Source organism: Chitinimonas prasina (assembly GCF_030160395.1).
Classification (GTDB): domain Bacteria; phylum Pseudomonadota; class Gammaproteobacteria; order Burkholderiales; family Chitinimonadaceae; genus Chitinimonas; species Chitinimonas prasina.
Genome location: NZ_BSOG01000002.1, coordinates 939469 through 960880, shown reverse-complemented (window position 1 = coordinate 960880; position 21412 = coordinate 939469). Strand labels below are relative to the sequence as shown.

Below are 21412 nucleotides of genomic sequence, written 5' to 3'. Positions count from 1 at the left end.
AGTCAGGCTGCTGAGCCTGCCTGACTTAAACCAAACAGTTTCCGCGGGGTGGGGTGGTTTACTAGTCAAATTTTGCTGCGTTGAATATTTGACAAGTGCGGCGGTAGGCCCAAAAATTAGCATAACGATAACGAGACATGCTTCCCTGCCATGAACCAAGCTGCTGCACCCAACGCTGTTGTCTTCCACAAGAAACCCGTTCCGCATGCCGAGGCCAAGAACTGGTCGGTGGAGGCTGTGGCGGAGTTGTTTGCATTGCCTTTCAATGACTTGCTGTTCATGGCCCAGACGGTGCATCGCGAGCATTTCGATGCCAGCAAGGTGCAGCTGTCCACCTTGCTGTCGATCAAGACGGGGGGCTGCCCGGAGGATTGTGGCTACTGTCCGCAGTCGGTGCGCTATGACACCGGTGTCACCAGCCAGGATCTGATGCCGCTGGATGAGGTGCTGCAGGCGGCGCAGGCAGCCAAGGCTGCTGGTGCCTCGCGCTTCTGCATGGGGGCAGCCTGGCGTGGCCCCAAGCAGCGTGATCTGGACGAGGTGAAGCAGATGATAGCCGGGGTCAAGGCCCTGGGGCTGCAGACCTGTGCCACCCTGGGCATGCTCAAGCAAGGCATGGCGGGGGAGCTGAAGGACGCTGGCCTGGATTACTACAACCACAATCTGGATACCGCGCCGGAGAAGTACGGCGACATCATCGGTACCCGTGGCTACGACGATAGGCTTGATACCCTGCGGCAGGTACGGGAATCGGGCATGAGTGTCTGCTGTGGCGGCATTGTGGGCATGGGCGAAACGCGCGAAGAGCGCGCCGGCCTACTGGCACAGTTGGCCAATCTGGATCCGCAACCTGAGTCGGTTCCCATCAACAACCTGGTCAAGGTGGAGGGTACGCCCCTGGCGGAGCAGGAAGGCATAGACTGGAGCGAGTTCGTGCGCACTATTGCCGTTGCCCGCATCACCTTGCCGCGCAGCTTTGTGCGCCTGTCTGCCGGCCGCCAGCAGATGCCAGAGTCGGTGCAGGCCTTGTGCTTTCTGGCCGGTGCGAATTCCATTTTCTATGGGGATAAGCTGCTAACCACCGGCAATCCGGAGGCGGATCGGGATCGCCAGTTATTTGAAAAGCTGGATCTGCAGCCCCTCTGATACGGTCTGTTTTGCTGCAGGGCTGTGCCAAACAAGTAGCTGCTAATATGTAGACTACGAAAAACGCCAACCACTTTGTGCTTGGCGTTTTTTTGTTTTCGGATTTGCGCATGCCGGCTTGCATGACGACGAAGCCCGTTGCAGCAAGGTTGTAAAACTACTTGTCATACCAGTCTTGTCTTGGGCGTTGACCTCGCGCCAGTCCTGGGGCACAAATAAACGAGTGCAGCAAAAAGTTGCGTAGTTTCAGTACTTTGCTTACCCGTAGTTACGCTGCACCGCACAATAAACCAGCCAGCCGGGATACCCGGCGGCGAATAAACCGGAGTGATGACCCATGCAATACCTTAGCGACTCGGGCCGCTGGGCCCGGCTGCGCCTGTTTGGCGCGGCGCTCGCCGGCAGCTTGCTGATCACCGCCTGTGGCGGTGGAGGCGGTGGCAGTGACGGCGGCGGCACAACTACCCCACCCACGGCTGAAATCAAGGCAGGCCATCTGCGCGTCAATCTCTGGCGTAAGGATGGTGTTTACAAGGACTGGGGTGTGTATTCCTGGTCCGGCCCCAAGACGCCTTCTACCGGCTGGCCCGGCAACCGTTACCTGTTTGACAAGACTAATGCCTACGGCGCTTACACCGATATCGAGGTGGATGTGGCCAAGGGCAAGATGGACTTCCTGATCACCGTCCCGACGGCCGATGGCAAGGATGCCACCAAGCTGTGCGGCAGCGATCAATTGGCGACCTTTGCGGCAGATATCGCCAGCAAGGGCCAGCAGGTGTGGGTGAAGGATGGCGATTGCACGGTCTATAGCAGCGAGCCGGCCAAGAGCAGCGCCAATCTCTCGTCGGCCAAGGCTGTGTGGTTGACTGCCGATACCCTGGTCTGGCCTGGCGCCAGCCTGAGCGCCAGCTACAAGCTGCATCATGCTGCCAATGGCGGCATGGTGCTGGGGGCCAGTGGCATCAGCGGTGCCGATGGTGTGATAGACCTGGCGGCGACCACCTTGGCTGATGCCCTCAAGGCCCGCTACCCACACTTGGCCGGTGCGCCTGCGTTCAAGCTTGCGGCAGGCGCCAATGCCAAGAGCCTGGTCAAAGGCCAACTGGTGGTGTCGCAGACGGTGAACGGTGTCGTAGTCGATGGCAGCCAGGTACAGACGGGGCCGGTGCTGGACGATCTGTACGCCAGTGCCGCAGCCAATGCGGCGCTGGGCGCAGTGATCGAAGGCGGCAAGCCGGTGTTCCGGCTGTGGTCGCCGACAGCGAGGTCGGTGGATGTGCAGCTGTTTGATGGCCCGACCAGCGCCAGCGCCGGCTCGCTGACCATGCAGCTGGATGCCAATACGGGTATCTGGAGTGCCAATGGCGAAGCGGCTTGGATCAACGCCCGGTATTACGCTTACCGGGTGGAGGTATATGCCCGCAGTACCGGCAAGGTCGAGATCAATACGGTAACCGATCCCTACTCGCTGGGCCTGTCAGCCAATAGCACCCGTAGCCTGATCACCGACCTGACGGCAGCAGCCACCAAGCCGGCAGGCTGGGATGGCCACGCCATACCGGCACTGGCTGCGCCCGAGGATATTGCGCTGTACGAGCTGCATGTGCGTGATTTCTCGGCCAATGATGCGACTGTGCCTGCCAACCATCAGGGCAAGTTCCTGGCATTCAGCCATGGCACCAGCAATGGGATGAAGCACCTGAAGGCCTTGCAGCAGGCGGGCCTGACCCATGTGCACTGGCTGCCGGTGAACGATATCTCCAGCGCCCCTGAGCTGGCTGCAGACCAGAAGGTGCCAGCGATAGACACCGCGGCGGCGGGTGACGGCGAGAGCCAGCAAGCTGCCGTGGCAGCCGTGCGCGACAGCGATGCATTCAACTGGGGCTATGACCCGTTGCACTACACCGCACCGGAGGGGAGCTATGCTACCGACCCCAATGGCCTGGCCCGCACGGTGGAAATGCGCACTGCGGTGAAGGCGCTGCACGATAGCGGGCTGCGGGTGGTGATGGATGTGGTCTACAACCACACTCCGGCATCGGGCCAGGACGGCAAATCAGTGCTGGATCGCATCGTCCCCGGTTATTACCATCGTCTAGACGGCAATGGTGCGGTCACCAACTCCACCTGTTGCTCCAATACGGCGACCGAGCACGCCATGATGGCCAAGCTGATGATCGACTCGGTCAAGGTCTGGGCCAGCCAGTACCAGATCGATGCCTTCCGCTTCGACCTGATGGGCCACCAGCCGCTGGACGTGATGCAGCGGCTGCAGACCGAGGTAAATGCGGCCGCCGGCCGAGAGATTTACCTGTACGGCGAGGGCTGGAACTTTGGCGAGGTGGAAAACAATGCCCGCTTCAAGCAGGCCAGCCAGCTCAATCTGGCCGGCACGGGCATAGGCTCGTTCAGCGATCGCCTGCGCGATGCCGCCCGGGGTGGTAGCCCGTTCGATGGTGGCGAGTGGCTGGTACGCAACCAGGGGTTTATCAATGGCCAGTGCGTGGACAAGAACGACGCTAGTGCTTGTACTGCGGATGAGCGCAATAGCGCCCTCAAGGCGCAGGACCTGATACGCCTCGGTCTGGCGGGCAACCTGAAGGACTACACGCTGGTCGATTACACCGGTGCCAGCAAGAAAGGCAGCCAGATCGACTATAACGGCCAACCGGCCGGCTATACGGCGGACCCACAGGAACTGATCAGCTATGTCAGCAAACACGACAACCAGACGCTGTTCGATATCAGCCAGTACCGCTTGCCTCGCGCCAGTAGTGCCGCGGATCGAGCCAGGGCGCAGGTGGTGGGCCTGTCGTTGGTTGCGCTGGGACAGGGGGTGCCATTCTTCCACGCGGGCGATGATCTGCTGCGCTCCAAGTCGCTGGATCGTGATTCCTACAACTCGGGTGACTGGTTCAACCGCATCGATTGGAGCGGCACCAGCAACAACTGGGCGGTGGGCTTGCCTATACAGGACAAGAACGGCGACAACTGGAGCATCATGAAGCCCTTGCTGGCCGACGCTGGCCTCAAGGTCGGCAGCAGCCATATTGCTGCCAGCCGTAGTGCTTTCCAGGATCTACTGCGCATCCGCAAGAGCACTCCGCTGTTCCGTCTGCGTACCGCTGCCGATGTGCAGGCGCGGGTCAGCTTTCCGGATGCGGGCGCGGCGCAACTGCCGGGCTTGATCGTGATGAAGGTGGATGGTGCCGGCTACACCGGGGGGGTCTACAAGACGGTGTTCGTGCTGTTCAATGCAGACAAGGTGGCACATACCACCACGGTGGCAGGCAGCAGCGGCAAGACACTGCAACTGCACCCCGTGCTGCAGGCCGGGGCGGATGCTGTGGTGAGGGGGGCTGTCTTCAGCAGCGCCGCCGGCAGCTTTAGCGTGCCGGCCAGGACTACCGCCGTGTTCGTGGAAATGTAAACTGTCAGGCCGCCCGAGAGGGCGGCCTTTTTTCAACCCCAAGCCGGCTGCAGCATGGCCAAGGAGTTGCCGCAACAGAGCAGAACGACGGTACGGCCTCAACCCAACAAGCACATAAAAAATCAAATCGGAGTGACGACATGAAACTGCAACACCTTCTGCGTGCCAGCTTGCTGGCAAGCGCAGTGGCCGCCGCCTTGCCCGCGCTGGCCGCAACAGAACAGGCCAAGTCCAGCACCGCCGTGCTGTTCCAGGGCTTTCACTGGAACTCGGCCAATGGTCAGCTGTACGGCGATCTGCAAGCCAAGGCCAGCGATCTGAAAAACCTGGGCATCACCCATGTCTGGTTCCCGCCGCCATCCGATGCTGGCTCGCGCGAGGGCTACCTGCCGCGGCAGCTCAACAAGCTCGATTCCAACTACGGCAACGAAGCTGCGCTCGCCGCTGCCATCTCGGCACTGAACGGGCAGGGCATACACAGCGTGGCCGATGTCGTGATCAACCACCGTATCGGCACCACCAACTGGGGTGACTTCACCAACCCCACCTGGGGCTGCAATGCCGTGGTCAATAGCGACGAGTGGGCTGGCAAATGCGGCAACGCCGATTCGGGCGATGGCTATGCCGCCGCGCGCGATCTGGACCATAGCCAGACCGTGGTGCAGAACGACATCAAGACCTGGCTATCGTCACGCCTCAAGGGCGTGGGCTTCAAGGGCATACGTTACGATTATTCAAAAGGCTATGCGCCGGGCTATGCGGCGCTCTACCACGATGCCATGAACCCCAGCTTTTGCGTGGGCGAGGTCTGGACCGACCTGAATTTCAACAACGTGGATGGGCATCGCCAACTGCTGGTCAATTATGTGGACGGCACGGCCGGCAAGTGCGGCGTGTTCGACTTCACCACCAAGGGTTTGCTCAACCAGGCACTCAGCTACAACGAGTATGGCCGCCTGCGCGATGGCAGTGGCAAGCCCGCTGGTGGCATAGGCTGGTGGGGGCAGAAGATGGTGACCTTCGTCGACAACCACGACACCGGCCCCAGCGAGAGCTGCGGCGTGGGCCAGAACCATTGGCCAGTACCTTGCGACAAGGTCATGCAAGGTTACGCCTATGTGCTGACCCACCCGGGCATCCCCAGCGTGTACTACGCCCACGCCTATAACTGGGGATTGAAGGGGGCCATCAAGGCCATACTCGATGTCCGCAAGGAGCAAGGCCTGAGCTCGACCTCTGCGGTGGCCATACAGCGCGCCGAGCAGGGTCTCTATGCGGCTATTGTCGACGGCAAGGTGGCGATGAAGATAGGCCCCACCGACTGGAACCCCGGCGCAGGCTGGACCTTGCGTACCTCAGGCAACCAGTACGCCGTCTGGAGCAAGAGCACAGGCGGTGGCGGTTGCACATCCGTGCCGGTGGCATTCAGCATCGCCAATGCCAGCACCGTTAGCGGCCAGCGTGTCTATGTGGTCGGCAACCAGACCCCCTTGGGCAACTGGACGCCTGCCAACGGCTATGCCCTGACGGCACAAGGCAGCGGTAGCAACGCGACCTGGAGCGGCACCGCCAACCTGCCGCCAGCAACGGCCACGCAGTACAAGTACGTGAAGTGGAATGGCAGCAGTGCCACCTGGGAGAGCAACCAGGCCACGGCCAGCGGTAATCGCGAGTTCACCACACCTGCCTGCGGTGGTTCGGTAACGCGGAGCGATGGGAGCTTCCGGTTCTAAGCTGGGTAGTGCAAATCAAAACAGGCCGCGTGAGCGGCCTGTTTTGTTGCTGCCCATGGCTGAAACTACTGTGGTTCTTTCAAGCGCGTCCGTACCACTTCATCCGGGTCTTGGGCCAAGCGTTGCCTGGCCGTATCCACCAGATCGGTCTGTACTGCCATGGCGCGGCGTACCCGGCTTTCCTGATCGCTGGCCAGGGCCAGTTGCAAGGCTTCTGGCAAGGCGGTCTTGCAGGCGTAGCGGCCATAGGCCAGGGCGGCGCGTACGTCGGCGTTTTCGTCGCCAGCCAAGCCGGGCCACAGCGCAGTCGGGCAGTGTGCATTGAAGGCCGCTTCGGCGCGCACGGCGGCCACCGGGTCTGACGCCAAGCGGGCGAAGAGCATATCGGCCCCCTGGGTCAGGCGTGCGGCAGTCCGTGCCCGGATACGTGGCTCGGCGTGGTGGCCGGCTTGTTCAAGCAGGGCAGGTGTCCAGCAAGGGGCAGGCAACAGACTGGCAATCTGCCAGGCCCAATCGGGATCGGCCAGTTTGGTCTGGGTCTCTTCTGCTGTCAGACTGCCTTCCACGATACGCCGTTGCCAGGCTCGCGCTTCTCCGTGCTGCTGCACACGTGCTTCATGGGCAGGCGGGGCGGGGTAGGTTGAGCGCCCATTGGCGTAGGCGCGCCGCAGCACATTCATGCTGGCCCCGCCACGTTTTTCCGGGTTCAGGCCGGCCCAGTACATTGCATGGTCAGACAGCTGATTGTCAAAACCATAGCTGTTGTAGTGGTAGTCCAGCACGGTCTTGTGGGCGCCAGCCGACTTGTCCTGGATGATGAAGCCACGGGCCGATAGCGTACCTACCACTTCAAAGGCCCAATCGTTGTAATACTGGTAGACGGTGTCGCCAACGATGGCATCGCCCCAGACAAACAGGCCATAGACCGAAAAGACCTGCTGGCAGCGTAGATCGCCCAAGACCAGGACCGTGCATTCACCCTCATCGCTGTACACGTCGCAGATCAAATCCCCGGTAACGATCAGATTGAGGTCAACGATGGTCTCGCCATCGGGCAGATACAGATCGCCTTCGTGGATGCGCCAGCCGGAATCCATCGCCAGATAGGTGCGCGCCATTTCTGTCCACTGCCTGTCACCATCCGGCATGGCGAGGCCACGTTCGATCAGCGCCTGGCGCTCCTCTGCCTCGGCATAGCGAAAGCGAAAAAAGCTATCGGATAGCTGGCGGCGGGGTAGGACGATATCTTGATCGTTCTGCTGCAGTTGTCGTTGTGCCAGGATATGGGCGGCCAGTGCTGAGAAGTCTGCTGGCAGTGCCAGCAGATGGGCGGTGTTCCCACCGCCGTCCACCAGCCTGTGGATGGACGCAACCAGTGCTTGCGCATTTCCGCTCACTTCATCCAGCATTTGCGCCATCAACATAAAGGCAGAGCCGTGGTTGCCTGTGCACGTGCTGGATGGCATGAGTTCCACAGCCTTCTGTGCCAGCTCCAACGCCTCAAACTCATCGTCATCCCGCGCCTGTGCGCGCGCCTGCGTCATATAGCTCCAGCGCAAGGCATCACGGAAAGGCTCACCCGCCTCTGACATGTCCTCGGTCAGGTCTACCCCTTCCAATACCTGTTCCAGCTTGATGGCAATCTGGATGGCAGCCGGCTGGGTTTCTTCTTCATCATCGCCATCGTCATCGATAAAAAGGGTGGGAAAAATTTTGGCATCGATACCGGCATCGTGCGGCTGCAAGACCATACCGATCTGGTGCAGCCATAGGGCATCGTCGAGGTTGCCGCATAAGTGTTTATCGAGCAGCGATGCGAGGTTATCGGCGTTATCGGTGAAGCTGGGTTGGCTGGTGAAGGTGGCGGGATCTGGATAGGGGAGAGGCATGGTGCTGTCGGTGATGGCGTGGCCAGCGCTAGGGGGGGGCGCAGTGGTGTTTAGGGATATTGCGTGAGCATATCGTTGCCGCTGTGTGTGAGTAAGGGGAGTTTTCACGGCGGGCAGATGTTAAGGGGCGTGCTGCTGAGCGTGATAAGCCCCCATCAAACCCAGGGAGGTTCAGCGGCGGTTGCACAACCGTACCGGTGGCATTCAGCATCGCCAATGCCATCACCGTTAGCGGCCAGCGTGTCTATGTGGTCGGCAACCGGGCTCCGGCTAGTGGCAATCGCGAGTTCACCACACCGGCCTGCGGTGGTTCGGTAGCGCGGAGTGATGGGAGCTCCCGGTTCTAAGCTGGGTAGTGCAGATCGCAAATAGGCCGCGTGAGCGGGCGGTTTTGTTGCTACCTAGTGCTGGGTAGGTCAGTTGCGGGTGGTTGAGATTTTTCTATAAAAAACATCAACTTAAAAATTGACCGAGAGGGTTTTATGCTGTATAGTGCGCCCCTTTTTTACCCGAATGGAATATTATATTCCATGCTTGTGGGGCGTTTATCTGAGGGCGAAGCTGGGGGGTGAGTGCTTTATACGGGCTTTTGCAACACCATAAATTTGTTGCTAAGGGGCGCCAACAAAACCCAGCATAGCGGTGCAGCCGAGAAGCAGGCAGTGCCCGGCGTACGGCAAATGAACTTTGCATCACCAGCAGGATTTTTTTGGCGGCGCTTAGCATGGTTTGGAACGCAGGCACTTGGGCTTTGAATTTGATATTGCGGCCTGCCACCGAATGTATTAGCAAGCATGATGCCTGAGGTTCGGATCCGGTAATTCCGACGACAACGAAAACCTTGGAAGTTATAGTGAGACAGTCGATGCTCATTCTATTGAAAAGGTTAAGTATGCCGATTTGTATCTGCAGTAGCTTACATAAGTCTAAGTGCAAGCAGGATATTAAAGTACAGAGGTTTTATGAAGTAATCTAGGTTGTGAATATTAAATCAAGCATTATCAACCCAGTTGGGTGGATAAGTTTTTCTGTCGAGAAGGGAAAGGTTGAAAATGGGTAAAGGTGTAAATTTTGCGGGGGCTGGTGTTAGTGGGAAGCTTGGCGCTGACGGCAAGGTTACGGTCACGATTGAGGCAGGGAAAATTAACAGCGGATGGACGCTCAATCCTGATGGCTCAATGGAAGCATCGACGACCTTAGGGAAAAAGATAAAGGTCAGCGGCGGCGGCTCGTATACTCAAGATGAAAATGGGAATTATATATACACGGGTGATGGTATTGATGTAAATTGGGGGCCTGCAACACTTAATTTTAAAGGTGGTCCCATGGTGGATCATCCAACTGACCCACGTTTACCCAAACTTCCAAGTATGCAGGTTACGCCGAAATTCGGTTGGGGTGGTCATGATTGGGAGGGTGATCCGAGAACATTTACGCCTGATCAATTGTTTGATTCCGAAGCTAACGGATTGTTTGAATCTGGTTTGATTGGTTGGTTATATAGCCTACTTCGGCGTCGGCAACCTGGTATTGGCGTGGAAGTGGGAGAAGAGACCGCAGCTGCTGCCAATTGGCAAGCTAGGCGCGATCCGCTAGCGCTAGACTTGGATGGCGATGGTGTGGAAACAACACCGGCTGATGGTAAAGTTTTATTCGACCACGACGGCGATGGTTCCAAAACGGGTACGGGTTGGCTGAGTGGCGATGACGGCTGGTTGGTACGTGACCTCAATGGCAATGGGTTGATAGAAAAGGGCGCCGAGTTGTTTGGCGTCGATACCGTGCTGCGCGATGGTAAAAAGGCCGAGGATGGTTTTGCTGCTATACGCGATCTGGATAGCAATGCGGACGGCCAACTTAATGCGGCGGATGCAGCTTGGGGCCAACTCAAGGTTTGGCGCGATTTGAACCAGGACGGTGTATCGCAGGCCGGTGAATTGTTTACACTGCAGCAAGCCAACGTCAGCAGCGTGAATACCAAGGGTGACTTTTATAACCATTTGTTGCCCAATGGGAATGCAATATTGTATTCCAGTGACTATACCAAGATCGATGGAAGTAAAGGCATTGCCAGCGCCCTTAATCTTGGTGTGAATAATTTCTTTACTACTTACCCCGATACCTTGCCGGTTTCGGATGCTGCAGCCAAGTTGCCCAATATGTCGGGTTCAGGTGGCTTGCGTAGCCTGCGTGAGGCAATGAGCCAATCGCCGGAACTCCTTGCGATTGTGGAGAAGTTTGCGACAGCGACCTCGCGTGCCGAGGAAATGGCCTTGATGGCTGAACTACTGGAAGCTTGGGGTAAAACCTCGCCATTTGGGGGCGGGGCAGATGCCGTTCACTATCCTGGTAAGGATACGCCTAATGACGGATTCACTGATAAAAGTGAGGCGATAACCGCATTTGAAGAAGTGTGCAAGGATAAATCGACCGATACGTCCGGCATAAAATACGGTATTTATTCACCAGAAATGCGAGCGCGATATGGTGCGCTGCCTGGAAAAATTCGCACGCTGGAATATTTTACCGGGCAAGCGGCGTATGAGAATACTTTCCTGAGGATATTTGGCTTTACTATGCCTAGCAGAACGGGCAATTCGTCCGCTGTTGCGAAAGGCGCGTTCAGAGCCAAAGAGGGTAATACTGCCCCTGTTCAATACTGGATAGGCTATACGGTTGTGCTGGCGGAGCCGCAAATGGCTTTGTTCGAGAAGGCATACGACACCTTGGTGGGTTCGGTCTACGAATCACTGGTTATGCAGGCACGTCTGGAGAAGTGGTATGACTTTATCGATCTTACTGTCGATTTACAGGGTGTAAATATAGATTTCAGCCGCCTGGATCAGCATGTTCGAAGCGCCGCACAATCGGGGGCAAAGGATGTGTTGGTGGATCTACTCACCTTTGTGAGTGGCAGCGGTTTTTCTGCGCTCCCGGAATTGGGCTGGAACTATGGCATTCTGCTGAATGAGCTGGTGGACAAGATAGGCATGGCCAATCTTGCAGATATCAAGCTGCAATTGTCCGCCTTTGACGTGGATTTCAGCCATGCGGATGATACGCAATCCAGAGTCCTCAAGGGCACCAACAATCTTGAGCAAGGCGACCTGCTGGTCGGTGGTGAAGCGAGCGATAATATTGAAGGCTTTGGCGGCAATAATCTCCTGATCGGTGGTGGTGGCGGGGACACCATGGCTACCGCAGATGGTATTGATGTGTTGCTAGGTGGTGCCGGCAACGACTCGATGTTGTCGGGTAAGGGCAATGATACCCTCATTGGTGGTAGCGGTAATGACAGCATGGACGGCCATGTGGGCGACGACGTCTATGTTTTCAATCTGGGTGATGGTCAAGACCGCATCAAAGAAAACGCCTTTAACTCCACGGATCTGACGGTTCAAGGCTTTGATACGCTGCAGTTTGGCGCGGGGATAGATGTCAGCACGCTGAAGTTAGTCCGTAGCGGCTACGATTTGATCGTGCGCTATAGCGAGACAGATGCAGTGACGGTGGCGGGCTGGTTCGGCGCCGTCAGCTATGGCATTGAACAGATCCAGTTCGCGGATGGCAGTGTGATTGCGGTAGAGACCTTGCTGGATAGCCTCGGTATCCACGGCACCGCAGGCAGCGAGACCTTCGATGCTTACTATACCGATGGTAAGGATTACTACCTGATGGGTGCCGACGGTGACCGTGCCAATGGCGCTGGCGGCGATGATTTGCTGTTTGGCGAGGCCGGCAACGATAGCCTTAACGGCGGTGCGGGTAATGATTTGCTGAATGGCGGTATCGGCAACGACTGGCTGGACGGCCATGTGGGTGACGACGTCTATGTTTTCAATCTGGGCGATGGCCAAGACCGCATCACAGAAAACACCTTCAATTCAAATGATCCTGCGGTTCAAGGACTTGATACGCTGCAGTTTGGCGCGGGGATAGATGTCAGCACGCTGAAGTTCGGCCGTAGCGGTTACGATCTTATTGTCCGCTATAGCGAGTCCGATGCGGTCACGTTAGTGGGCTGGTTCGGCGCCGTCAGCTATGGCATTGAGCAGATCCGGTTTGTTGATGGCAGTGTGGTTGCGGTAGAGACCCTGCTGGATAGCCATGGTATCCACGGCACCGCCAGCAGCGAGGGCTTCGATGCCTACTATACCGATGGTAAGGACTACTACTTGATGGGCGCCGGCGATGACCGTGCCAATGGCGCCGGTGGTGATGATTTGCTGTTTGGCGAGGCAGGCAATGATGGCCTGAACGGCGGTGCGGGTAATGATTTGCTGAATGGTGGTATCGGTAACGACTGGCTGGATGGGAACCTGGGTAATGACACCTATGTATTCAATCTGGGCGACGGTCAAGACCGTATTGCCGAGGCTTCGGGTGCGGTGGAAGTAACGGGTATCGATACACTGGCGTTTGGTGCAGGGATTACGGCTGATAGCCTAGTTGTAGCTCGTGCGGGCCAAGATCTGGTAATCAAATACAGTGATACTGATGTCGTAACGATAGTTGCCTACTTTAGCGATGCTGCTTACAAGATTGAGCATATTCAGTTTGCTGATGGCAGCGCGATGACGACGGATGCCTTGCTGTTCCGTAATGGTATGCGCGGGACGGCAGGTAACGATGCCATGGTGGGTAGCCAGGCAGCCGATCTGTTGTATGGCGATACGGGTAACGACACCCTGACCGGCGATGCTGGTAACGATGTGTTGCATGGTGATGCGGGCAGCGACAGCCTGCATGGTGGCCTGGGGGCAGATTTGCTCCACGGTGGTATCGGTAACGATACGCTGGATGGCTTTGAGGGCGACGATACCTATCTGTTCAACCTGGGTAACGGGGTGGACCGTATTGCCGAATCCAATAGTGCGGTTGCCCAGTCTGGCCTGGACACGATGCGGTTTGGCGCGGGTATCACGGCAGACGACTTGCGTTTTACCCGTGTGGGTCAGGATTTGATCGTGAAGTACAGCGAGGTGGATGAAATCACCGTAGCGGGGTATTTCTATAGCGCTGGGCATCGCGTCGAGCAGATTCAGTTTGCCGATGGCGGTACCGTTGCGATGGATGCTTTGCTCTTGCGAAATGGTGTGCGTGGGTCGGCAGGTAATGATGCGATGACGGGCACCACGTCCGATGACCAATTTTTCGGCGATGCAGGTAACGATGCGCTCACTGGCGATGCGGGGAATGACCTGTTGCACGGTGAGGCAGGTAATGACAATCTGAACGGTGGTCTAGGCAATGATCTGCTCAAGGGTGGTTTGGGTGCTGATACGTTGACTGGTGAGGTCGGTAACGACTCGATGTACGGCGAAGCTGATCATGACAGCCTGAGTGGTGGGCTGGGTGCTGATATGCTCAACGGTGGTATTGGAAACGACACGCTGGATGGGAATCTGGGTGATGACACCTATGCATTCAACCTAGGTGACGGCCAAGACCGTATTGCTGAAACCTGGGGGGCTGTGGACGTAACAGGCAGCGATACGCTGGTATTTGGCGCAGGTATTACGGCGGATAGCCTAGTGCTGGCGCGTATGGGCCAGGATCTGATGATCAAGTACAGCGCAACTGATTCGGTCACGATAGCTGCTCACTTCAATCATGCTGCTTATAAGGTCGAACAGATCCAGTTTGCTGATGGCAGCACGATGACAACCGATGCCTTGCTGTTACGCAATGGTATACGCGGGACGTCGGGTAATGATGCCATGGTGGGCAGCCAGGCTGCCGACCTGATATTCGGTGATGCAGGCAACGACACATTGAATGCTGACTCGGGTAACGATTTGCTGCACGGTGAAGCCGGCAACGACAGCCTGAATGGGGTGTTGGGCGCGGATATGCTCAACGGCGGTATCGGTAACGATACGCTGGACGGTGGTGAGGGCAACGACGTGTACCTGTTCAATCTGGGCGATGGCGTGGATCGCATCGCTGAGACCTATGGTTGGGGTGCGGTTGCGCAGTCTGGTCTCGATACCATGCAGTTTGGTGTTGGCGTGAAGGCAGAGGACTTGCGCTTTGTCCGGGTGGGTCAGGACCTGATCGTGAAGTACAGCACGACAGATGAAGTTACCGTAGTGGCGTTCTTCAATAGCGATGGATATCGTGTCGAGCAGGTGCAGTTTGCCGACGGCAGTATAGTGGCGATGGATACATTGCTGCTGCGCAATGGCGTTCGTGGGTCCGCTGGTAACGATGTACTGACGGGTAGCGCGATTGATGAGCTGTTCTACGGCGATGCGGGCAACGATACCCTGACTGGTGATGCCGGTAACGATGTGCTGCACGGCGAAGCAGGTAATGACAGCCTTAATGGTGGCCTAGGAGCTGATATGCTCAGCGGTGGTATCGGAAACGATACGCTGGATGGCCGTGAGGGCAATGACGTGTACCTGTTCAATCTGGGCGACGGCGTGGACCGTGTCGCAGAGACTTATGGTTTCAATGCGGCCGCCCAATCTGGCCTGGATACCCTGCAGTTTGGCACAGGCGTCAAGGCTGATGACTTGCGCTTTGGCCGCGTGGGTCAGGACCTGATCGTGAAGTACAGCGCGACGGATGAGGTTACCGTGGTGGCGTTCTTCAATAGCGATGGATATCGTGTCGAGCAGGTTCAGTTTGCGGATGGCAGTATGGTGGCGATGGATGCATTGCTGCTGCGCAATGGCATTCGTGGGTCGGCAGGCAACGATGCAATGACGGGCACTGAGATCGATGATCAGCTTTATGCTGATGCAGGCAACGACACGCTGACCGGTGGCGCAGGTAATGATCTGCTGCACGGTGAAGCAGGTAATGACAGCCTGAATGGTGGGCTGGGCGCGGATATGCTCAACGGTGGTATCGGTAGCGATACGCTGGATGGTGGTGAGGGCAATGACGTGTACCTGTTCAATCTGGGCGATGGCGTGGACCGCGTCGCAGAGACTTATGGTTTCAATGCGGCGGCAAAGTCGGGCCTGGATACCCTGCAGTTCGGCGCTGGCATCAAGGCTGCAGATTTGCGCTTTACCCGCGTGGGTCAGGACTTGGTGGTGAAGTACAGCGCGACGGATGAAATCACCGTGGCGGCGCACTTCAATAGCGAGGGATACCGCGTTGAGCAGATCAAGTTTGCGGACGGCACCGTGCTGAATACCCAGGAGGTGCTCTTGCTGCAGGGCCTAGTCAAGACCAGCCCGGTGGTGCGTATGCCGCAGATGGAGCAAGCCGCGATTTCGGCCAACCGCCAGCTCAATGCCTTGGTGGATGCCATGGCCAGCTTTGCGCCGACCGAGATGGGTAGCTTGAATCTGAGTACCCAGCTGGAAGAGCAATACCGGCCGATGGCAGTCAATACGCTGTAATAGGCGACTTGCGTGTTGTAGGCATCAAACCGGGCTGTGTTTACAGCCCGGTTTTTTTACGCCTGCTGGCGGGGGAGGTATTGACCTTATGACCTTCCTCCACTCGGTTACCGGGTTGCCCTTGCCGTAGGCGACAACACCGCCACGGCTGCGCAGACCAAGGCCAGTGCGATACCGCAACTGGCCGCCAGCAGGCCCAGCGATGCGCCGGCTGATAGCAGCACCGAGCTGACGCCGTAGGCCAGTGGGGTCAGGCCCAGCGATGCCATGCTGTTGAGGCTCATGACGCGGCCTATGCGTTCGGGCGGGGTGTGCTGCTGCAGCAGCGATAGCATGGGCACGTTGTTGCAGGCGATGCAAAAGCCGATGGCGAACTGGGTGGCGGTGGCGGCGGTGGCGCCCAGCTGCGGCAGTGCGGCCAGCAGCAGGCCTTCCAGGGCGATGATCCAGCAGATGAATTGCAGCCGCTTGTAACGCGGTGGGTAGAGTGCCAGCAGCACACCACCGCCCAGCATGCCGGCGGCGAAGGCGCTTTGCAGCTGTGCCAGCAGGCCTGCGCTGGCCCCCGGTAAGCTGGCTGCCAGCAGTGGCGGGGCAAAGCCCATGGGCCCCATGAACAGCAGATTGGCAATGGCGTAGATGATCAGCAGTAGCCGCAGCACCGGCGTGTCGCGTACGCAGGCCAGGCCTTCCTGCAGCTCTGCCCAGAGGGCACGCGATTGTCGGGCCGATCTCGAGGGCTCGGCAATGCAGGCTGCGGCGACGGCACCTGCCAGCATCAGGCCGGCAGTCAGGCCAAAGGCGCCGGCAAAGGGCAGGGCAGCCAGCAGGATGCCGCCGATGACGGGGCCTGCCACCATGCCCAGCTGGTTGGTGGCCAGCATCCAGGCGTTGGCCTGGCCCAACTGGGCTGGCGGGATGATGGCGGGCAGTATGGCGTCGCGTGCTGGCCAATACAGGGCATCGAGCATGCCAAAACCTGCTGCCAGCGCGATCAGCAAGGGCAGGGTCAGCACCTGCTGGTAGGCCGCGAGGCCCATGGCCAGCAACAGCAGGCTGCGGGCCATGAAGCTGGCCGCCATGATGCGGCTACGCGGCAGGCGATCAGCCAGTACGCCACCCAGCGCCATCAGGGCGATGCGGGGCACGGTGCCGGCCAGCATGACATAGCCCAGTTCGGCCTTCAGCTGCAGCACATTGACGGCATACCAGGTCTCGGCCAGCAGGGCGATGGCGAGGCCGAAGCTGGAGGCGACACTGCCCAGCCAGAGCAGCAGGAAAGCGGGTTGACGGTAGAGGGGGAGATCGGCCATAGGCCGCTATGTTATGCGTGCCCAGTCTGGAAAAGACGATTTGATACCGGTATGCACAGGGGGTAAGTGTTCCCCAAGGGCAGGCTGGCGCCACCGGTTGGGGGAGGCGCCAGGGGCTATGGCATGGCGCTCGCCATCAGGGGAAGGCGGGTATCACCGGGTCCAGGCCGCGGTCTTCTGCTTCCGGGTGCATGCGCTGCAGCATGGATTCAATTTCGGCGACACGGCCTATCGGTACGTCCACCATCAGCAGGATCTTGCCATTGGCGATATCAACCTCGAACGGCTTGATATGGCTGTTGGGGAGTGAGCTGCCCACCATGCTGGCGACCCAGCAGCCGAACACCGCGCCGAACAGGAAGGTCACCAGGGCTGCCGCGCCATGGGGTATGCCTTCTATGGGGGCGAAGATCATGCCCAGGCCAATCAGCAGGCCGGTCATGCCGCCCCAGCGCAAGCCTGCGCCTGCACCGTGCAGGATATCGGAGCTCTGCAGCAGATTGGCCTCGTGCAGGCCAGTCAGGTTGGTGCCGTCGCGGGCCATGAAATGAATGTGCTTGACCTCGATACGGGCGAGCAGCAGCTCGTCCATGGCGCGCTTGGCGCTATCGTGGTCAGGATGCAGGAAATACAGGCGTTTGCGCATGATCCTATCCTCCGGCTTGGGGTGTGCGGTCAAATAGCCGCAAGGGTTGGACATCACCCTGCCGGGGGCGGTTCGGCTGCGGGCCTGCGCGGGTGGCGCTGACGGGCTGATTTCAGACCAACGGCGCGCGCAGCCCTGGCTGCGCTCAGGCTGTCAGCGCCAGGCTGAAGTGGGCGCTGCCAGCCTGTTCTTTCACCAGGGTAAAGCCGTGGCTTTGGTAGAAGCGCACGGCATCTTGCCAGTGCGCGGGGGTTTCCTGCTGTACGGTCTGGTAGCCCAATGCACGGGCTGCATCGAGCAGGCTCTGCAGCAGGCGGCCGCCCAGGCCATGGTGGCGCCATTCTGGCGCCACCACCATACGCACGATACGGCCACCGCCGCCGGCTTCGGCCACCAGGGCGCCGCAGCCTATGATGCGATCACCGGCCTCGGCCACCAGGAAGATGCTCTGGGCGTAGTGATCGAACAACTGTGCCAGGTCGGGATGGGCTGCAGCCTCGACCTTGCCCCAGTGTTCCATCAGCGCAGCCTCGATCAGCTGCCGCACGGCAGGCGCATCGGTGCGCCTCAGCCGGTGCAGCTTGATCGCATCCAGCATCTGGTGGGCCGCGCCACTCACGGTTTGATGCCCAGCTGGTTCATGATGAAGGCCTGATCGAATGCGACCTCCTTGATGCGGTCAAAGCGACCACTGGCGCCACCGTGGCCGGCGCCCATATTGGTCACCAGCAGCAGGGGGTTCTGGTCGGTCTTCAGCGTGCGCAGCTTGGCCACATATTTGGCGGGCTCCCAATACATCACCTGGCTATCGTTGAGCGAGGTCTTCACCAGGATGGTGGGGTAGGCCTTGGCCTCCAGGTTGTCATAGGGCGAGTAGGCACGCATCCAGTTGTATTCGGCCTTCTTGTTTGGGTTGCCCCATTCCTCGTATTCGCCCACGGTCAGCGGCAGGCTGGCGTCCAGCATGGTGCTCAATACATCCACGAAGGGGACTTCGGACAGCACCACTTTGAACAGGTCTGGGCGCATATTCGTCACTGCGCCCATCAGCAGGCCGCCAGCGCTGCCACCTTCGATGGCCAGTTTGTCGGCACGGGTATAGCCCTGGGCGATCAGGTGCTCGGCGCTGTCGATGAAGTCATTGAAGCTGTTCATCTTGTACTGCATCTTGCCTGCGTCGTGCCATTTCTCGCCCAGATCGCCACCACCACGTATATGCGCTACGGCAAAGATCACGCCGCGATCCAGCATGGAGAGGCGGTTGGACGAGAAGTACACGTCGTTGGGCGAGCCATAGGCGCCATAGGCCTCCAGCCACATGGGGGCACCGCCGGCCACCTTGGCACCTTTGCGGTAGACCAGCGAGATGGGCACCTGCACGCCGTCACGGGCCTTGGCCCAGATGCGCTCGGTGACGTAGTTGGCGGGGTCAAAACTGCCCAGCACCGGCCGGCGCTTCTTTAGCACTTGTTGGCGGCTAGCCATGTCGTAGTCGAACACGGTATCCGGCGTGGTCATTGATTCGTAGCCATAGCGATAGACCTGGCTGTCCCACTCGGCATTGGCCTCGGTACTGATGCTGTAGGCGGGCTCGTCAAAGGCCACATTGTGGCTTTGCTGGCTGGCCAGGTCGGTAATCACCATCTGGTTGAGGCCGTTGACCCGCTCGTGCCGCACCATGAAGCGCTTGAACAGGTCTATGCCTTCGAGCATGACGTCAGGGCGCTCTGCCAGCAGTTCTGTCCAGTTGGCCTTGGCGGGATCACTGACGGGAGCTTTTACCAGTCGGTAGTTGCGGCCGGTATCGTTGATGCGGATATAGAAATCATCGCCGTGGTGATCCACGTTGTACTGCACGTCGGCGCGGCGACGTGCCAATACCTTCCAGCGGCCATTTGGGGCATCGGCCTTGAGATAACGTATCTCGGTACTGGTATGGCTGCCCACCTGTTCGATCAGGTAGCCCTCGCTACGGGTCAGGTAGACATCCAGGCCAAAGCGCTCGTCCTTCTCTTCGTGCACCAGTTGGTCTGTCTTCTCGCCCAGGCGATGGCGCCAGAGTTGGTTGGAGCGCTTGGTCTGCTTGTCTTCGGTGCTGTAGAACAGCGTGCCATTATCTAGTGCCCAGGCGGTGGAGGTAACCCGTTCGCGCTTGAAGGGCAGCAGCTTGCCGGTTTCGAGATTCTTGATCTGCAGCTTGTATTGGCGGAAACCGGTGGCATCGGTGGTAAAGGCCAGTAGCTTGCCGTTGGGGCTGACTTCAAACTCACCCACATCCATAAAGCGCTTGCCGCGAGCCAGTTCGTTTACGTCCAGCAGTATCTGTTCGGCCGAGGCCTCCCAACTGCCGTCGGCTGCAATCGGCTTGCGGCAGAGTATGGGGTACTGGTGGCCGGTTTCGAAGCGCGAATAGTAGTAGAAACCGTCTAGCCGGTAGGGTACCGAGCTGTCGTCTTCCTTGATACGGGCTTTCATCTCTTCGAACAGGGTGTTCTCAAACGCCTTGATCGGCGCGGTCACGGCTTCTGCATAGGCGTTCTCGGCCTGCAGATAAGCAATGGTGGCCGGGTTCTGCTTGTTGCGCAGCCAGAAGTAGTTATCGACACGGGTATCGCCGTGGATACTGAGCTTCTTGGGTTGCACGGGCGCTTTGGGTGGTTCGGCAGCCAGAGAGGCGATGGACAATAGCGTGGCAGTGGCCATGGCAAACAGTTTCATAACGGGATTCGGAAGTCAGAAAGATAGCAAAGCCGCGCAGCATACGCTGCAGGCAACACCTAAGCACCTAGCATGCGACGATTTGCGACTATCGGCGATGACTGAATGGTAAGACAGGCCTCAATTGGCCTGGGTTCCGGTTACTGAGGCAGGCAACCAAACCTGATCTGGTCTAGCCTGTCTGCAACGGCGGACAAGTAATCTACCTGAAAGCGCGTGCCGTGCCCTCCCTGGATAGGGAAGAGCCTACTAAAATCTGCCTGCTTGTTGCAGGCTCTTATAACAACGCGGCAAGGTTCATGCCCTTGCCGATAATAGTTTCTGGAGGTTTGAATCCGATGCACACACTCAAGGGCAAGACGGCGTTGGTCACCGGGTCGACCAGCGGCATAGGCCTGGCGATCGCCAGCGAACTGGCCAGCCAGGGCGCCAATATCGTACTGAATGGCTTTGGCGATGCCGATGCGGCGGTCAAGCAGATAACGTCTTACGGCGTGGCGGTGCGCTACCACGGTGCCGATATGAGCCAGCCTGTCGAGATCGATGCCATGATGCGCTATGCGGCTGCCGAGCTGGGGGCGGTGGATATCCTGGTCAACAACGCGGGCATACAACATGTGGCCGCCTTGGAGCACTTTCCGCCGGAGCGCTGGGACGCCATTATCGCGATCAACCTGACGGCGGCTTTCCATACCAGCCGCTTGGCGATTCCGGCCATGCGCGAGCGCAACTGGGGGCGTATTGTCAATGTCGCTTCGGTGCATGGTCTGGTGGCTTCGCGGCAGAAAGCCGCTTATGTGGCGGCCAAGCATGGGTTGATAGGCCTGACCAAGGTGGCGGCGCTGGAACTGGCCGAAACCGGTGTGACCTGCAATGCCATCTGCCCCGGTTGGGTGCGCACCCCGCTGGTAATGGAACAGATCGAGGCACGCGCCAGGGAGGAGGGGGTGAGCGTGCAGGAGGCCCAGCGTGAACTGCTGTCCGAGAAACAGCCATCGCACGACTTTGTCACCGCCGAGCAGCTGGGCCAGTTGGTGGTGTTTCTCTGCAGCCCGGCGGCCAGCCAGATACGTGGGGCCGCGTGGAATGTGGATGGCGGCTGGGTAGCGCAGTAGCGAGGTATCGCCAGACTTGCTGACGATGATCTGCATTGGGCAGCGTCATCTACGGCCC

The 21412-nt window shown here is 58.8% G+C and carries 10 protein-coding genes; 5 read left to right on the top strand and 5 right to left on the bottom strand.

Features of this window, described 5'->3' with window-relative positions; genetic code table 11:
* The first annotated feature begins 150 nt into the window (after positions 1–150).
* The 3 genes from bioB (at position 151) to QQK16_RS11460 (ending at position 6312) form a co-directional block, all read left to right on the top strand.
* Positions 151–1146 carry a biotin synthase BioB gene (gene bioB, locus QQK16_RS11470; RefSeq protein WP_284196598.1) on the top strand — a complete coding sequence of 332 codons (996 nt, stop codon included), beginning with the start codon at positions 151–153 and terminating at the stop codon, positions 1144–1146.
* A gap of 337 nt (positions 1147–1483) precedes the next feature.
* Entirely contained in the window at positions 1484–4579 is a 3096-nt protein-coding gene (pulA, locus tag QQK16_RS11465) for a pullulanase-type alpha-1,6-glucosidase (RefSeq protein ID WP_284196597.1), read from the top strand.
* Between the two features lie 140 nt (positions 4580–4719).
* Entirely contained in the window at positions 4720–6312 is a 1593-nt protein-coding gene (locus QQK16_RS11460; protein ID WP_284196596.1) for a carbohydrate-binding module family 20 domain-containing protein, read from the top strand.
* Between the two features lie 65 nt (positions 6313–6377).
* Here QQK16_RS11460 and QQK16_RS11455 read toward each other — a convergent pair whose 3' ends face one another.
* A complete protein-coding gene (locus QQK16_RS11455; RefSeq protein ID WP_284196595.1) occupies positions 6378–8201 on the bottom strand; it encodes a hypothetical protein in 1824 nt (607 codons plus the stop codon).
* A 1052-nt stretch (positions 8202–9253) separates the two neighbouring features.
* Between QQK16_RS11455 and QQK16_RS11450 the strand changes: the two genes are divergently transcribed.
* Positions 9254–15562: a calcium-binding protein gene (locus QQK16_RS11450; RefSeq protein ID WP_284196594.1), complete on the top strand. Its 6309-nt coding sequence runs from the start codon at positions 9254–9256 to the stop codon at positions 15560–15562.
* 107 nt (positions 15563–15669) lie between these two features.
* Here the strand turns inward: QQK16_RS11450 and QQK16_RS11445 are convergent, their stop codons facing one another.
* From QQK16_RS11445 to QQK16_RS11430, 4 genes are all read right to left on the bottom strand, one after another.
* On the bottom strand, positions 15670–16875 hold the full coding sequence (locus QQK16_RS11445; protein ID WP_284196593.1) for an MFS transporter: 1206 nt from the start codon (positions 16873–16875) through the stop codon (positions 15670–15672).
* Between the two features lie 136 nt (positions 16876–17011).
* Positions 17012–17521, bottom strand: coding sequence for a DUF1269 domain-containing protein (locus tag QQK16_RS11440; RefSeq protein ID WP_284196592.1), 510 nt, complete (start codon positions 17519–17521; stop codon positions 17012–17014).
* Between the two features lie 145 nt (positions 17522–17666).
* On the bottom strand, positions 17667–18140 hold the full coding sequence (locus QQK16_RS11435) for a GNAT family N-acetyltransferase (RefSeq protein WP_284196591.1): 474 nt from the start codon (positions 18138–18140) through the stop codon (positions 17667–17669).
* The gene (locus QQK16_RS11430) at positions 18137–20239 is read right to left on the bottom strand and encodes a S9 family peptidase (protein WP_284196590.1); all 2103 of its coding nucleotides are present in this window, start codon (positions 20237–20239) and stop codon (positions 18137–18139) included. The genes QQK16_RS11435 and QQK16_RS11430 overlap by 4 nt, the downstream gene beginning before the upstream one ends.
* 338 nt (positions 20240–20577) lie before the next feature.
* Between QQK16_RS11430 and QQK16_RS11425 the strand changes: the two genes are divergently transcribed.
* Positions 20578–21354 (top strand): 3-hydroxybutyrate dehydrogenase, encoded by a 777-nt coding sequence (locus QQK16_RS11425; RefSeq protein WP_284196589.1) that lies wholly within the window; start codon positions 20578–20580, stop codon positions 21352–21354.
* Positions 21355–21412 lie beyond the last annotated feature (58 nt).